The 17201-nt window shown below is 33.4% G+C and carries 13 protein-coding genes; 12 read left to right on the forward strand and 1 reads right to left on the reverse strand.

Annotated elements, in window-relative coordinates:
* Nucleotides 1-270 precede the first annotated feature (270 nt).
* The 3 genes from truB to hemW are packed head-to-tail and all read left to right on the forward strand — an operon-like array spanning nt 271 to nt 3284.
* Nucleotides 271-1188, forward strand: coding sequence for a tRNA pseudouridine(55) synthase TruB (truB, locus tag RR554_RS10465; RefSeq protein WP_332467973.1), 918 nt, complete (start codon nt 271-273; stop codon nt 1186-1188).
* Nucleotides 1189-1200: 12 nt separating this feature from the next.
* Nucleotides 1201-2151 (forward strand): riboflavin biosynthesis protein RibF, encoded by a 951-nt coding sequence (gene ribF / locus RR554_RS10470; protein WP_332467974.1) that lies wholly within the window; start codon nt 1201-1203, stop codon nt 2149-2151.
* The gene (hemW, locus tag RR554_RS10475; RefSeq protein ID WP_332467975.1) at nt 2151-3284 is read left to right on the forward strand and encodes a radical SAM family heme chaperone HemW; all 1134 of its coding nucleotides are present in this window, start codon (nt 2151-2153) and stop codon (nt 3282-3284) included. The genes ribF and hemW overlap by 1 nt, the downstream gene beginning before the upstream one ends.
* Nucleotides 3285-3399: 115 nt before the next feature.
* Here hemW and RR554_RS10480 read toward each other — a convergent pair whose 3' ends face one another.
* Nucleotides 3400-4926, reverse strand: a complete 1527-nt coding sequence (locus tag RR554_RS10480; RefSeq protein ID WP_332464516.1) for a YfcC family protein — start codon at nt 4924-4926, stop codon at nt 3400-3402.
* A 265-nt stretch (nt 4927-5191) separates the two neighbouring features.
* Here RR554_RS10480 and hrcA point away from each other — a divergent pair, with 265 nt between their 5' ends.
* The 9 genes from hrcA (at nt 5192) to RR554_RS10525 (ending at nt 17175) form a co-directional block, all read left to right on the forward strand.
* Nucleotides 5192-6238 carry a heat-inducible transcriptional repressor HrcA gene (gene hrcA / locus RR554_RS10485; RefSeq protein ID WP_332464518.1) on the forward strand — a complete coding sequence of 349 codons (1047 nt, stop codon included), beginning with the start codon at nt 5192-5194 and terminating at the stop codon, nt 6236-6238.
* Between the two features lie 22 nt (nt 6239-6260).
* A complete protein-coding gene (grpE, locus tag RR554_RS10490; protein ID WP_332464519.1) occupies nt 6261-6773 on the forward strand; it encodes a nucleotide exchange factor GrpE in 513 nt (170 codons plus the stop codon).
* 31 nt (nt 6774-6804) lie between these two features.
* Nucleotides 6805-8637, forward strand: a complete 1833-nt coding sequence (gene dnaK, locus RR554_RS10495; RefSeq protein ID WP_332467976.1) for a molecular chaperone DnaK — start codon at nt 6805-6807, stop codon at nt 8635-8637.
* Between the two features lie 137 nt (nt 8638-8774).
* Complete coding sequence (gene dnaJ, locus RR554_RS10500; RefSeq protein WP_332464382.1) at nt 8775-9944, forward strand: molecular chaperone DnaJ; 1170 nt, start codon at nt 8775-8777, stop codon at nt 9942-9944.
* A 125-nt stretch (nt 9945-10069) separates the two neighbouring features.
* Nucleotides 10070-11008 (forward strand): metal ABC transporter substrate-binding protein, encoded by a 939-nt coding sequence (locus RR554_RS10505; protein WP_332467977.1) that lies wholly within the window; start codon nt 10070-10072, stop codon nt 11006-11008.
* Nucleotides 11009-11098: 90 nt separating this feature from the next.
* Nucleotides 11099-11998 carry a DMT family transporter gene (locus RR554_RS10510; RefSeq protein WP_332464384.1) on the forward strand — a complete coding sequence of 300 codons (900 nt, stop codon included), beginning with the start codon at nt 11099-11101 and terminating at the stop codon, nt 11996-11998.
* 101 nt (nt 11999-12099) lie between these two features.
* Complete coding sequence (gene gndA, locus RR554_RS10515) at nt 12100-13527, forward strand: NADP-dependent phosphogluconate dehydrogenase (RefSeq protein WP_332467978.1); 1428 nt, start codon at nt 12100-12102, stop codon at nt 13525-13527.
* Between the two features lie 141 nt (nt 13528-13668).
* Nucleotides 13669-15387: an ABC transporter ATP-binding protein gene (locus tag RR554_RS10520; protein WP_332464386.1), complete on the forward strand. Its 1719-nt coding sequence runs from the start codon at nt 13669-13671 to the stop codon at nt 15385-15387.
* A 3-nt stretch (nt 15388-15390) separates the two neighbouring features.
* Entirely contained in the window at nt 15391-17175 is a 1785-nt protein-coding gene (locus tag RR554_RS10525; protein ID WP_332467979.1) for an ABC transporter ATP-binding protein, read from the forward strand.
* Nucleotides 17176-17201: the final 26 nt, after the last annotated feature.

Here is a 17201-nt window from a genome sequence, read left to right on the forward strand (position 1 = left end):
ATACCAGTTCGTTATGCTCATACTCATCATTGTTATGTGGATTATCATGACTATGACGCAGCAAAAAAATTAGTTCTTAGGTTACTTCAAGATTTAACAGAAGAAAAATTAGCTTACTTGATTAATCCTCTTGGTTAAATAGAATGAATAAATAGATTGAAGCAGGTTGATTTTTGAATCACCTGTTTTTTTGATTGGTAATTCAGACTCTTTTTAAAGGGGTAAGTATGTTATAATATCAAGGTATATTTGAAATAAAGGAGCAAAGAGATGGAAGGAATTATTCCCGTTTGGAAACCTCGTGGTATGACGAGTCATGATTGTGTATTTAAATTAAGAAAAATATTAAAAACTAAAAAGGTAGGACATAGTGGCACCCTTGACCCTGATGTGGATGGCGTGTTACCAATTTGTGTTGGTAAAGGGACTAAAGTCATTGAATATATTCAGGATTCTAATAAGGTATATATGGGAGAAGTGACTCTAGGATTTTCAACAGAAACTGAAGATGCGAGTGGTGAAATAGTAGAGATAACTCCGATAAAAAAAGAATTTAACATGGCTGAAATTGATCAGGCAATGTCTGAATTTTTAGGTGAAATTACTCAAATTCCGCCAATGTATTCAGCAGTGAAGGTCAATGGTAGAAGACTTTATGAATATGCTAGAAATGGTGAAGAAGTAGAGCGTCCTGAAAGAAAAGCAATGATTTATTCCTATTTAAGAACATCCACACCAGAATACAATCCAAATAAACAACAACAAAGTTGGCGATTTATTGTTGACTGTGGTAAAGGAACCTATGTCAGAACATTGGCTGTTGATACAGGTAAAAAACTTAACGTTGCTGCCCATATGTCTGATTTAACACGGACAAAAAGTGGTGGTTTTTCAAAAGATGAATGCTTTACAATAGAAGAGATTGCTCTGTTAATGGATTTAGAACGCCAAGAAGAGTTCTTATATCCTATTGAAAGAGCGGTGGAATCTTTTGAAAAATTAGAGTTAACTGACGAGATGTACCAAGTTGTAAAAAATGGTTCAGTCTTACCTGTTGATTTTTTTGGGAAAAATGAAGTAAATGAGCCAATTGCTTTGTTTTATCAAGAAAAAATTGTTAGTATTTATGATGTGCATCCTTCTAGAAAGGGAATGCTAAAACCAACAAAAGTCTTACGAAACGATTAAAGGGGAAAACAAATGGAAGTAATAAAAATTCATCATCCATATAAGCAATCACAAATACCTACAGACGAAGTGGTATTAGTGTTAGGTTTTTTTGATGGGGTTCATTTAGGACACCAAAAAGTAATTAATACAGGAAAAGAAGAAGCAATTAGAAGAGGAAAAAAATTAGCTGTGATGACGTTTAACCATCATCCTTCAGTTGTTTTTAAAAAAGTAGACCATAAAAAAATGAAATACATAACAACAACCGATCAAAAAATCAAGAGAATGGAAGCTCTTGATGTTGATATTTTATATGTAATAGAGTTTACATCGGCTTTTGCCAGTCTTGAACCACAGGATTTTGTAGATCAATACATTGTTGGTTTACATGCTGTTGCTGCAGTAGCAGGGTTTGATTACACGTATGGAAAAGCAGATATTGCTAGTATGGATTTATTACCAGACTATAGTAAAAATAGATTTGATGTAATTGAAGTACCAAAACAGCAGTTTGGAGATGAAAAAATCAGTTCGACTAATATTCGAAAAATGATGGCTGAAGGAAATATGGAAGGTGCTAACGCATTTTTAGATTATCCTTACGAATTGTCTGGAATGGTGGTTCATGGGGATAAACGAGGAAGAACACTTGGTTTTCCAACAGCTAATATAAAAATTGCCCAACAATCCTTATTACCAGTTGGTGGAGTTTATGCTGTTAAAATTTGTGTCGCAGGCCAGTGGTACATGGGCATGGCTCAAATTGGTTTTAACATAACTTTCGAGTCTAATCGACCAATGACCATTGAAGTGAATATTTTAGATTTTGACGAAGACATTTACGGAGAGCAAGTTTCAGTTCAGTGGTGCCATTACTTAAGAAAAGAAATGAAATTTGACGGTATTGATAGCCTGGTTGCTCAACTTAAAAAAGATGAGGAAGACACAAGAGAATACTTTACGTACAAAGGAGTTCTATAATGACTTCAGCTTATATTCATATTCCTTTTTGTGAGCATATTTGTTTTTATTGTGATTTTAATAAAGTGTTCATCGAAGGCCAACCAGTTGATGAATATATTGAGGCATTAATTAAAGAAATTACGTTAACCCGTGAAAAATACCCTTCAGAAGATACGGAAACAATTTATATTGGTGGGGGAACGCCCACATCCTTATCAGCACATCAGTTAGATGTTCTTTTAAAAGGAATTAGAGAAACGCTACCCTTTGATGAGAAAAACGAGTTTACAGTTGAAGCTAACCCAGGGGATTTGACCTTAGAAAAATTGAGAGTCTTACAAAATTATGGCGTTAATAGATTATCGATGGGAGTACAATCTTTTGATGATCGCTTACTAAAAAAAATTGGCCGAAAACATACTGCTCAAGATGTATATGACACAATGAAAATATTTGAGGCAGCAAATTTTAATAATGTGAGTATTGATTTGATTTTTGCACTGCCCAATCAAACACTTGAAAATTTTGAAGATACTTTAAATAAAGCATTAGCTCTTGATTTGCCTCATTATTCTATGTATTCCTTGATTTTAGAAAATAAAACCATGTTTTATAACTGGGCAAGACAAGGAAGATTGCATTTACCTGGTATTGACGTAGAAGGTGACATGTTTGAACTGGCAATTGATAAAATGACAAAGGCTGGTAGAAAGCAATATGAAGTAAGTAATTTTGCAAAACCTGGCAAAGAAAGTCAGCATAATTTAATTTATTGGAATAATGAACATTATTATGGTCTTGGAGCTGGAGCCAGTGGTTACTTAGGTAATATCCGCTATAAAAATCACGGTCCTATTCAGCATTATTTGAAGCCTTTGAAAGAAAATAAGCTACCTACTATTACAATTGAAGAGTTAACACTTGAAAATCAAATGGAAGAAGAGATGTTTTTAGGGTTACGAAAAACAGAAGGGGTATCTATTCAAAAATTTGAGAAAAAATTTAATCACTCATTAGAATCTGTTTATGGCAATGTTGTTAAGCAGTTAATAACAGATGGATTACTGGAGCAAAACGATGAGTGGTTAGCATTGACGAGTAAAGGATTAATTTTAGGTAATGATGTATTTAAAGAGTTTTTAATGAGCTAAAAACACAAAAAATTATTTTTTACATTTTTTAAAAAATTTGCTACAAAGCTTGATATATCAAGGATAATTAAAAGAGTTGCTATTCCTTTTTGGAATAGCAACTCTCTTTTATTTACTATAGATATACACCAATTGCAAGTAAGACAATAGAAAGAACAATTGTAATTACCATTAATTTCCAAACGAATTTTAACCACTTATCAAAGGTTACATCAACCATTTCAAGTGAAGCTAAAATTAAACCTGTAGGAGCGATATAAGAAATAATACCTTGTCCCCAGTTGTAAGCATCAATAACTAAAGCACGGTCAACATTTACAACATCTGCAAGTGGTGCCATGATTGGCATTGAAAGTACCGCTAAACCAGATGATGATGGAATGAAGAAACCAAGCAAGATATAAATGAAATACATCATAGTCGTAAAGACAGGACCATGCATATCGGCAACACTGTTACTTAACCAATACATTAAGGTATCACTAATCATTCCGTTTTCCATGATAATTGTTACACCACGTGCGATACCAATGATAAGAGCAACACCAAGTAAATCACTTGCTCCAGTAACAAACTCACTTACAAATTCTTTTTCTTTCAGACCTGAAATGGCAGCAAGGATAAATGTGATTAATAAGAATAAAGAAGAAATTTCAACAAATAACCAACCTAATTCTTTCACACCGTATACCATTACGACAAAACCAGCTGCAAAAATAGTTAACATTAACTTTTTACGTAAATCAAAGACTGGAATTTCACTTTCGTCAGCACTCTTTAAGAATTTTTTTTCTAATTCTTCTTTTTGATCATAAAGAAGAGATTCTTCTGGATTTTTTCTTACTCGTTCAGCGTAACGAACAGTGTACCAAATACTGATAATCGTACCAATAACAAGTAAAGCAATTCTAAGCCCAATGCCATCAGTAAAGTTAATTCCAGCAGTATTACTGGCAATAACAATTGAAAAAGGATTAATTGTTGAGGCTAGGGTACCAATGGAGCTACCAAGATAGATAGTTGCGATGGCAACCATTGCGTCATAGCCAGCTGCCATAAAAATTGGGATTAAGATTGGATAAAAAGCAATCGTTTCTTCTGCAAAACCAAATGTGGTTCCGCCAATGGCAATTAAAGTTAGTGTTAAAATAATAAGCCATTTTTCTTTCCCGTACAACCTTTTTGATAAAGCGTTCATACCGGCATTAAATGCCCCTGTTTTATTGATGACACCGATAATACCACCTAGAATTAAAACAAAAGTAATAATGTCAATTGACTCTGCCAAACCTTGAACAGGTGCGCTTAAAAATTCTTTAGCCGCATCTAGAAATGTTCTTTTTTCCCGCTCTAATTCTTGATAAGAACCAGGAATACCAACAGGTTTATAAACATCCCCATTTGTAAATTTTTTCAGATTTGTTTTGATTTCGTACTTGTCTAGTGTTTTTTGTGTTGCAGGTTCTTTGGATGTTTTACCATCAGGTTGAGTAATAACAAATTCCTGACTGTCACTTTCGTAGCCAAGGGTTGCGTACTTACCAGCTGGAATAAAATAAGTTAGAACTAATACTAAAAACAGAACAATCAAAATAACCGTGTAAGCACTTGGAAAACTAAACTTCTTCTTCATTTCTACCATCTCCTTTATTTATTAACTTATATTATATAAGAAATGGTTAAATGATAGGGGAAAAGGAAGAACTGCTTTAAAATAAAATGTGAAAACACTAACCAAATGAGCGGTTATCATCATAATTGTCTAATAAAACTAAAAGTTAGCACTCGATGTTTTAGAGTGCTAAAAAAATAATGGTTTATTGTTGACAATTAATTACTAACTTGATATATTAATAAATGTAGTTAGCACTTGTTAGTATAGAGTGCTAAAAAAGAAGGTGATGATTGTGTTAAGTCAAAGACAACTGAATATTTTGCATTTACTTGTTAAGCTTTATACCGAGACAGGGTTGCCAGTCGGATCGAAAACCTTGATGAACCATGGTATTAATGCAAGCTCTGCGACAATCCGTAATGATTTAGCTAAGCTAGAAGAGTATGAACTTATTCAAAAGATGCATTCATCATCAGGACGAGTTCCTTCTATTAAAGGATATCGTTTTTATGTGGATCATTTGATGAAACCTGTAGAGATGTCAAACAATGAAGTGATTGAAATTAGACAAATGCTAGATCGAAGATATAATGCAACTAATGAAATCATTGAGCAATCTGCAAAAATATTATCTGATCTAACAAGCTACACCGCATTTTCTTTAGGTCCGGAAGTAAAGGAAAGAAAATTAACCGGTTTTCGAATTGTTCCATTAAATAGGAATCAACTAATTGCGATTATCGTGACAGATCAGGGATATGTTGAGAGTCAAGTATTTTCTATTCCAGAGAATATCTCGTCTGAGGACATTGAGAAAATGATACGAATTATTAATGACCGACTTGTCGGTGAGAGCCTTCTAACTGTTTATCACAAGCTAAGGACTGAAATACCTTTAGTCCTTCAGAAGTATTTCTCAAACTCGTCAAATATACTATACTTGTTTGAGGAAGTATTTAATCAAGCTTTTGATGATCAGGTTTATATAAGTGGAGGGATGAATTTATTAAATTCAGACACGTTAACAGACATTGCTGAATTTAAATCTATTTACTCTTTGTTTAGTGATTCAGATCGGTTGACCGAAATATTGCTACCCGATACAACAGGGGTAGATATTAAAATCGGGGATGAAATCGAAAATGAGTTACTTTTAAATATGAGTTTAATCACGGCATCATATGAGGTACCAAAACATGGTAAAGGTGTTATTGCCTTATTAGGACCAACCAGTATGTCCTACTCGAAACTACTAGGATTAGTCAATGTATTTACAGATGAATTATCCGAGCATTTAGATTCTTATTATCGAAGTTTAGATGGTTCGCTAGAAAAATAGTTGCTGGAAGGAGACGAATGATTTGAGTAAAAACGAAGAAATTGAAGAATTAGAAGAAACGTCAGAAGAAGTGATTGAAGAAGTCACTGTTGAAGAAACGCTGAAGCAAGAGTTAAATGAGATGGAAGATAAATTTCTAAGAGCTCAAGCTGAAATAGTTAACATGAGAAATCGTCATAATAAAGAACGTGAGGATTCTGCTAAATATCGTGCACAAAATTTAGCAAAAGATTTGCTGACAGCACTAGATAATCTAGACCGTGCCTTAGAAATTGAAACAAGTGATGAGCACGGAGAGAGTATGAAAAAAGGAATCGAAATGGTAAGAGAAGGCATGCTTCATGCATTTAAAGAAGCAGGTGTTGAAGAAATCGACTCTCTTGGGCAAACATTCGATCCAAACAAACATCAAGCGGTTCAAACAATTCCATTGTCGGATGGTCAAAAATCAGACGAGATTGTTCAAGTCTTACAAAAAGGCTACATCTTACATGACAGAATTTTAAGACCAGCAATGGTAATTGTTGCACAATAAAAATAAAAATTAATTAAAGGGGATCATAAATATGAGTAAAATTATCGGTATTGACTTAGGAACAACAAACTCTGCAGTATCAGTCTTAGAAGGCGGAGAAGCAAAAATCATTACAAACCCAGAAGGTAACAGAACAACACCATCTGTTGTTTCATTCAAAAATGGTGAAATTCAAGTAGGTGAAGTTGCTAAACGTCAAGCAGTAACTAACCCTAACACAATCGGTTCTATCAAACGCCACATTGGTGAAGTTGGCTTTAAAGAAGAAATCGAAGGAAAATCATATACACCTCAAGAAATTTCAGCAATGATTTTACAATACTTAAAAGGTTTTGCTGAAGACTATTTAGGTGAAAAAGTAGATAAAGCAGTTATCACTGTTCCAGCTTACTTTAATGATGCACAGCGTCAAGCAACAAAAGATGCTGGTAAAATTGCTGGTTTAGAAGTAGAACGTATTGTTAACGAACCAACAGCAGCAGCTTTAGCTTATGGTTTAGATAAAACAGATAAAGAAGAAAAAGTTTTAGTATTTGACCTTGGTGGTGGTACATTTGACGTGTCTATCCTTGAACTTGGAGATGGCGTATTTGATGTATTATCAACTGCAGGAGATAACAACTTAGGTGGGGATGATTTTGATGAAAAAATTATTACTCATTTAGTTGAAGCATTTAAAAAAGAAAATGGTATTGATTTATCACAAGATAAAATGGCTGTTCAACGTTTGAAAGATGCAGCTGAAAAAGCTAAAAAAGATTTATCTGGTGTTACAAGTACACAAATTAGCTTACCATTTATCACTGCTGGAGATGCTGGACCTCTTCACTTAGAAATGAACTTAACTCGTGCTAAATTTGATGAATTAACATCTGACTTAGTAGAAAGAACAAAAATTCCAGTTCGCCAAGCAATTAAAGATGCTGGTATTCCAATTTCTGAAATTGATGAAGTTATCTTAGTAGGTGGATCTACTCGTATTCCAGCTGTTGTTGAAGCGGTACGTAAAGAAACAAGTAAAGAACCTAATAAATCAGTAAACCCTGATGAAGTTGTAGCAATGGGTGCTGCTATCCAAGGTGGCGTTATTACTGGTGATGTTAAAGACGTTGTTCTTTTAGATGTTACACCATTATCATTAGGTATTGAAACAATGGGATCAGTATTTACTAAATTAATTGATCGTAATACAACAATTCCAACAAGTAAATCACAAGTATTCTCAACAGCTGCTGATAACCAACCAGCTGTAGACATTCACGTATTACAAGGTGAACGCCCAATGGCAACAGATAACAAAACATTAGGTCGTTTCCAATTAACTGATATTCCAGCAGCACCACGTGGAATTCCTCAAATCGAAGTAACATTTGATATTGATAAAAATGGTATCGTAAACGTAAGTGCTAAAGATTTAGGTACTCAAAAAGAACAAACTATTACAATCAAATCTTCTTCTGGTTTAACAGATGAAGAAATTGAAAAAATGGTAAAAGATGCTGAAGCAAACGCTGAAGCAGATAAAGAACGTAAAGAAGAAGTAGATTTAAGAAATGACATCGATGCTTTATTATTCTCAGTTGACAAAACTTTAGGAGAACTTGAAGGAAAAGTCGATGCAGAAGAAGTGAAAAAAGCAGAAGCTGCTCGTGATGAATTAAAAGCAGCTGTTGAAGCAAATAATTTAGAAGACATGAAAGCTAAACGTGATGAATTAAACGAAATCGTTCAAGCTTTGACTGTTAAATTATATGAACAAGCAGCTCAACAAGCACAACAAGAAAATCCAGAAGCTGCACAAGGTGGAGCAGATGATGTTGTAGATGCTGACTTTGAAGAAATTAATGAAGATGACAATAAATAAGTAGAGATTTTTTGAAAAAGCCAAAGCATTGCGCTTTTGGCTTTTTCTCTTCATAATAAAAATTAGGTTTAAGAGTCATCTGATTTGTGTTATGATTTAATGGATTCTACAGTAGAGAAGATGGAGGGTTACGTAAAATGGCCAAAAGAGATTATTATGAAGTCTTAGGTGTTTCAAAAACAGCGACAGACGACGAATTAAAAAAAGCCTATCGTAAGTTATCAAAAAAATACCATCCAGATATTAACAAAGAACCAGATGCAGAAGATAAGTTTAAAGAGATATCAGAAGCTTTTGAAGTATTGAGCGATTCTCAAAAACGAGCTGCATATGATCAATATGGTCATGCAAGTACCGATCCAAACTTTGGAGCAGGTGGTTTTGGTGGGGGCTTTGGCGATTTTGGTGGCGGAGGTAGCTTTGGTGGTTTTGAAGATATCTTTGAATCATTTTTCGGTGGTGGATCTGGACGCAGTTCTAATCCTAATGCACCAAGACAAGGTTCTGATTTACAATATACACTGGATTTAACATTTAACGAAGCGATTTTCGGTTTAGAAAAAAGTATCCGTTATAATCGTGAAGATGACTGTACAACATGTAATGGTTCTGGTGCTAAACCAGGAACACAGCCTGAAACATGTAGCAAATGTCATGGTTCAGGATCAATCAATGTAGAAAGACAGACACCACTTGGTCGTATGATGAGTCGTCAAGCCTGTGATGAATGTAGTGGAACTGGAAAAGTAATTAAAGATAAATGTACAACATGTAACGGAGCAGGAAGAATGGTTAAATCTCATTCTGTTAAAGTAAATGTTCCAGCAGGTGTTGAAGATGGTCAACAAATGCGTTTAGCAGGTCAAGGGGAAGCTGGTTTTAATGGTGGACCTTATGGTGATTTATATGTTGTCTTTAAGGTAGAAGAAAGTCCTGTTTTTGAAAGAGACGGAGCAGAAATTTACTATGAGCAACCAATTTCCTTTGCTCAAGCAGCACTTGGAGATGAAATTGAAGTACCAACTGTTCATGGACGTGTGAAACTAAAAGTTCCTGCAGGGACTCAAACAGGAACACCGTTTAGGTTAAAAGGTAAAGGTGCTCCAAAACTTCGTGGAAGCGGTAATGGAGACCAACGAGTGACAGTACTTGTTGAAACACCAACTGATTTAAATGAAGATCAAAAGAAGGCTTTGAGAGAATTTTCAATAGCTAGTGGAGATAAAGCAGTCATTGAGCAAGAAGAAGGTTTTTTCGATAAAATGAAAGATGCCTTTTCTTCTGGAAATAAAAAAAAACGTAAATAACTGTTAAAGAGATAAATCTTTTCGAGATTTATCTCTTTTTTTGTGGATATGACTTGCATTTTGATAAAGAAACAGATAAAATAAAAATCTAAGTAGTAATGATTACGATTTGAAGGAGAGTAAAGATGAAGAAATACTTTAAAATAATGATGTTAGTTGGAGCAATGTTCTCACTAGCGGCATGTGCAGGAACTAAACAAGAATCAAAGAAAGAAGATAAACTAAATATTGTGACAACATTTTATCCTATGTATGATTTTGCAGATAAAATCGTACAGGATAAAGGGAATGTCTCTATGCTAATCGATGGTGGTGTAGAACCTCATGATTACGAACCTAGTCCAAAAGATATGGCTAAAATTCAAGAAGCGGATGTTTTTATTTATAATTCCCATGAAATGGAAACATGGGTTGAGAGTGTGTTAAAAAATATTGATACGTCAAAAGTAAAAGTAATTGAAGCAAGTAAAGGTATTGAATTGCTTGAAGGAAGCCATGAAGAATCTGAAGGCGAAGATGAAAAAGAAGATGGTCATTCTCATGCTGTAGATCCACATGTTTGGTTAGATCCAGTTTTAGTTCAAAAAGAAGTGGAGACAATATCTAAAGGTATTATTGCTGTAGATGAGAAAAACAAAGATAGTTACACAAAAAATACAGCTGATTTTAATAAAAAATTAGAAACGTTAAATCAAAATTTTGAGTCAAATTTAAAAGAGGCTAAAAATCGTGAGTTTGTCACACAACATATGGCATTTTCTTATTTAGCACATCGTTATAATCTTAAGCAAGTACCAATTTCAGGTTTATCACCTGATCAAGAGCCTACACCAAAGGAATTAAAACAAATTGAGGATTTTGTTAAAAATAAAAAGATAGAAATAATTTATACAGAAAGCTCAGCATCTCCAAAGATTGCTAAAACTATCTCAGATGCTACAGGAGCTAACTTAGATGTGTTAAATCCAATGGAAAATCTATCTAAAAAAGAGAGAGAGAACGGAGCAGATTATATATCTGTGATGGAGAAAAACTTAGAAGCCTTAAAAAAGTCAATTAAATAAATAAGAAAGTCTAGGAAAGTGAAAACTTTCTTAGATTTTTTTGCTTATTTAAGAAGTTATTACTATAATAGGGGGGTCAGGAGGAATTGGATGAATAAACACGGGAACAAAGTTAAGGGAATTGCTTTAGCAATTATTGGTGCAATTTTTTGGGGAGGTTCTGGAGTTTGTGCTCAGTACATCATGCAAACTAAAGGAGCTTCAACAAGTTGGTTAGTAAGTGTCAGAATGTTATTTGCGGGAGTATTGATTCTTCTTTATCTATATACAAAAGAGCGGGGCAAAATTTTTGCTATTTTAAAAAATAAAAGAGATATGTTAAGTACACTCATTTTTAGTGTGTTTGGAGTTATCTTTTTACAATATGCATTCTTTGCGGCGATACAGGTAGCTAATGCAGCGACAGCAACCATTTTACAGTATTTATCGCCTATTTTTATTGTCATTTATTTCATTTTTGAATCTAAAAAAGTACCTAATGTAATGAGTATTATTAGCATTGTTCTATCTTTACTTGGAACAGCGCTACTTGTAACAAAGGGAAATTTTGGTACGTTGTCTATTTCTCCGTTAGGTTTATTTTGGGGATTAATGGCTGGCTTTTTCGGGGCATTTTATATAATTCAACCAAGAAAAATTATGGCCCAATATGGGACAACAACGATTATTGGTTGGGGGATGTTTCTAGGGGGGTTATTATTTCAATTTTATCATCCGATTTGGAAAGACGCACCACAAATTGATGGATTGACCTTTTTACTGTTAGCCTTTATTGTTATTTTTGGAACTATTTTATCTTACATTTGTTTACTAACAAGTACTCGTTATATTCCAGCACAATTTTCAAGTTTATTAACGTCATTTGAACCTTTAAGTTCGGCATTATTTTCAAGTTTATTTTTAGGCGTAGTTATTTTACCTATTGAAATTATTAGTATGTTAATCATTATTTTCTCAGTTTTCTTACTTTCAAGAAACAGTGATATGTAATAAAGGTAAGAATTATTTTAATTTTTTTGAAAATAAGCTATAATGAATGAGATTTAACAATTGTCTTTTAAAAGATGGTTCGAATATTAGGAGGTAGTTTCATGTCCAAACAACAAATCGGTGTCGTAGGAATGGCCGTAATGGGAAAAAATTTAGCTTTAAATATTGAAAGCAGAGGGTATTCAGTATCCATCTTTAATAGAACAGGCTCAAAAACTGAAGAAGTAATTAAAGAGCACCCAGAGAAAAAATTAGTGGCAACATATACAATTGAAGAATTTGTGGTTTCTTTAGAGAAACCTCGTCGTATCATGTTAATGGTGCAAGCAGGAAAAGCAACAGATTCAACAATTCAAAGTTTATTACCTCACCTAGATAAGGGAGACGTTTTAATTGATGGCGGTAATACTTTCTTCCAAGATACAATTAGAAGAAATGAAGAATTAGCTAACTCAGGTATTAATTTTATCGGGACAGGTGTCTCAGGTGGAGAAGAAGGAGCACTTAAAGGACCTTCAATGATGCCAGGAGGACAAAAAGAAGCGTATGAACTGGTTAAACCAATCTTTGAGAAAATTGCAGCAAAAGCAGATGATGGTGAACCATGTGTGACATATATTGGTCAAAATGGTGCCGGACATTACGTTAAAATGGTCCATAATGGCATCGAATATGGGGATATGCAATTAATTGCTGAATCATATGATTTATTAACACGAGTTCTTGGATTATCAGTTGAAGAAGTAGCGGAAATTTTTGCTGATTGGAATAACGGCGAATTAGATAGTTACTTAATGGAAATTACTTCAGATATCTTAACGAGAAAAGATGATTTAGGTTCTGGAAAACCAATTGTAGAGGTTATTTTAGACGCTGCAGGTAATAAAGGAACTGGTAAATGGACAAGTCAAAACGCTCTTGATCTAGGAACACCACTACCGTTAATTACAGAATCAGTGTTCGCTCGCTATATTTCAGCACTTAAAGAAGAACGTGTAGAAGCAAGTAAAATTATTCCAGCAATGACTGCACCTAAATTTACTGGAGATAAAAAGGAATTTATTGAAAAAATTAGACAAGCTCTTTATTTCAGTAAAATTATGAGTTATGCTCAAGGTTTTGCTCAATACAGAACAGCTAGTGAAGAATACGGCTGGGATTTAAATTATGGAGAAATTGCTAAAATTTTCAGAGCAGGTTGTATTATTCGTGCACGTTTCTTACAAGAAATTACAGATGCTTATGATCGAAATCCTGAATTGAAAAATCTTTTACTTGATGAGTATTTCTTAGATATTACTGAAAAATACCAACAATCTGTGAGAGATGTTGTATCATTAGCTGTTCAAGCTGGTGTTCCAACTCCAACGTTTTCATCGGCAATTGCTTATTTTGATTCTTATCGTACGGCTGATTTACCAGCAAACATCATTCAAGCACAAAGAGATTACTTTGGTGCTCATACATACTTAAGAAAAGACCAAGCTGGCGTGTTCCATTATGATTGGTATTCTGAAGATAATAAATAATTATATAACTTTTGCTCTTTTATCATGAAAGGGCAAAAGTTTTTTTGTTTTTTGTTAAAAAATAGGTATTTATCATTTGCAAAAGAACGTTTATTCGTATAATATATAGTTCTGACTTATTTAATGAAAGAGGGGTAATGTATGGCATTATTGATAAAAAAAATCAAAGAACAAGGTCGATTTGTGTTCATGTCATTTTTAATGACCGTAGTTATGGTCACATCGCAATTATGGCAGCCTAAATTACTGCAAAAAGTAATGACAGCAATTATGAAAGAGGACAATCAGGAATTAAAAAATGTTGGAATTATACTAATTGTCGTTGCAGTTATTGGTTTACTAGCAGGAATTGTGAATACCGTTTTAGCAGCTAAAATCTCTCAGGAAGTCGCTTCTGGTATTAGAGCAGATGGTTTTAAAAAAATTCAAACTTTCTCATTTAGTGATGTTGAAAAATTTTCAACAAGCAATTTAGTTGTTCGTTTAACTAATGATGTCAATCAAATTCAAAATATAGTGATGATGACATTTCAAACTATTTTAAGAATACCTATTCTATTTATAGGAAGTTTTATTTTAGCTATGATTACTCTTCCAAAATTATGGTGGGTGATCATTCTTTTAGTGGTATTAGTTTTACTAACTGTGATGACTCTATTTGGAATGATGGGAAAACACTTTACTAAAATTCAAGGGTATATTGAAAAAGTTAATAGCATTGCAAAAGAAAATTTAGCAGGAATTCGTGTGGTTAAGTCCTTTGTTCAAGAGGATGAAGAAATCAAAAAATTTACAAGTGTCTCAGACAAATTAGCAAAACACACTATTTCAGTAGGTAATTTATTTTCAATTATGATTCCAACTTTTATGTTAATTGCTAATTTAGCTATTGTTACCTCAATTTTCTTTGCAGCAGATTATGCAAAAACAGATTTAGAGGTTATTGGAGCAATTGTGTCATTTATGAATTATTTAATGCAGATTATGATGAGTATCATTATTGGCGGTATGATGATGATGATGGCTTCTCGTGGTATGGTTTCTTTAAAACGATTGAATGAAATAATGGAAACAGAACCTACATTAACATTTAAGACTGAAAATACAGAACCAATTCAAACAGGAGATGTATCGTTTGAAAATGTAAGCTTTGCTTATGATGGTGCGGATAAACCCACACTAAAAAATATTAGCTTTAACGTATCCAGTGGTGAGTCTATTGGTGTTGTCGGAGCGACAGGAGCAGGAAAATCAACCTTAGCGCAAATGATAGTTAGAATGTATGATCCTACAAATGGATCTATTCATGTGGGTGGTGCTGATTTAGTTGATGTCGATAAAACTGATTTAAGACAAAGTGTGGCTCTTGTTCTTCAAAAAGCTATTTTATTTTCAGGAACTATTGCGGATAACTTAAGACAAGGAAATAAAAAAGCAGATGATTCAACTATGGCAAAAGCTTCTACAATTGCTCAAGCAAGCGAATTTATTGATCGCCAAGTAGATGGTTATTATAGTCATGTTGAAGAACGAGGCTCAAATTTCTCAGGTGGACAGAAACAACGATTATCTATCACTCGTGGCGTAATTGGGAATCCCAAAGTCTTAGTTTTAGATGACAGTACCAGTGCTCTTGATGCTAGATCGGAAAAATTGGTTAAAGAAGCACTAGCGAATGAATTAACAGGTACAACAACATTTATTATTGCTCAAAAAATTTCATCTGTTGTTCAAGCTGATAATATTTTAGTATTAGACGATGGTGAACTTGTAGCTCAAGGAACTCATAAAGAGTTACTCAAGACAAGTGATGTTTACCGTGAAATTTATGAAACCCAAAAAGCAAAGGAGGTTGAGTAAAGAATGTCTAAAAAAACGAATAAACGAAAAAATGTCGCCCAGTTTTTCTGGGAATATTTAAAGGTATATCGTTGGCAGTTAATAGTTATTACGATTGCGATTATTTTTTCTACTTACTTACAAGTTAAAGCACCTCAATATACAGGTAAGGCGATTGAAGAATTAGCCAAGTATGCAGGTACTTATTTTGCTATGCATGATGCGGACAAAGGTCCATTTGTTAGCATTATTAAATTACTAGTAGGACTGTATTTACTTAACTGGATTGCTATGTTCATTCAAAATATTTTAATGTCTGCTGTGACTGGAAAATCAACAAATCATATGCGTATTAACTTATTTAAAAAATTAGAAAAAATGACAATTGAGTATTTTGATAATCATCAAGATGGTGAAATTTTAAGTCGTTTTACAAGTGATTTAGATAATATTTCAAATACAATGAATCAAGCGCTAATTCAAGTGTTAACAAATATCTCTATGATGATTGGTGTTTTAATCATGATGTTTAGAGAAAATGTTGAGATGACGTGGGCAACATTAGCGATTTCACCGGTTGCTATTTTGATTGCAATTTATATCATTAAACAAGCTGAGAAAAATGTTGAAATTCAACAAGAAAATGTTGGTAAATTAAATGGTTATATTAATGAAAAAATATCTGGCCAAAAAGTCATTATTACTAATGGTTTAGAAGAAGAAACGATTGAAGGTTTTGAATTACTAAATCAAGAAGTTAAAAAGGCAACGTTTAAAGGTCAAGTTTATTCAGGATTACTATTTCCAACCATGCAAGGTATATCCTTATTGAATACTGCTATTGTAATTTTCTTTGGTGGTATGCTAGTTCTTAATGGGGACATGGACAAGGCGGCTGGACTTGGTTTAATTGTTATGTTTATTCAATATTCACAACAATTTTATATGCCGTTAACACAAATATCTTCACAATTTAGCATGCTACAATTAGCGTTTACTGGTGCTAGAAGATTAACTGATATTTTTGTAGTAGATGATGAATTTGAAAGAGAAAATACATCAACGATTGAAGGAGTACAATCAGATGTGACACTTAAAAATGTTGATTTTTCTTATGAAGAAGGCATACCTATTTTGAAAAATATTAATATTCAAGCAAGAAAAGGCCAAATGGTCGCTTTAGTAGGCCCAACTGGCTCAGGTAAAACAACTGTTATGAATTTACTGAATCGTTTTTATAATGTTGATGGAGGCAGTATCTCAATTGATGGAAAAGATATTCGAGACATTTCTCTACCAAGTCTTCGTTCGCACATTGGTATTGTTCTTCAAGAGTCTGTACTATTTTCAGGAACGATTCGCGATAATATTATTTTTGGTAACGAAGAAGCCTCTGAGGAAGACGTGATTGAAGCGGCTAAAAAAGCAAATATTCACGAATTTATCATGACTCTTGATGAAGGATATGATACTAAAATTAATGATGAAAACAGCGTGTTTAGTGTTGGTCAAAAGCAATTAATTAGTATCGCTAGAACGATATTAACAGATCCTTCGCTTTTAATTTTAGATGAAGCAACAAGTAACGTGGATACTGTGACAGAAAGTCGTATCCAAAAAGCTATGGAAAACATTATTCAAGGCAGAACTAGTTTCGTGATTGCACATCGGTTGAAAACTATTTTAAATGCTGATTATATCGTTGTTTTAAATCAAGGTGAAGTTATTGAAGAAGGTACTCATGAAGAATTATTAAAAGCACATGGCTTTTATGCAGAATTGTATGAAAATCAATTTGTGTTTGAATAAAATATAATAGAGAAAAAACAGGTTAA

The organism is Vagococcus sp. (assembly GCF_036639995.1).
In the GTDB taxonomy this organism is placed as follows: domain Bacteria; phylum Bacillota; class Bacilli; order Lactobacillales; family Vagococcaceae; genus Vagococcus.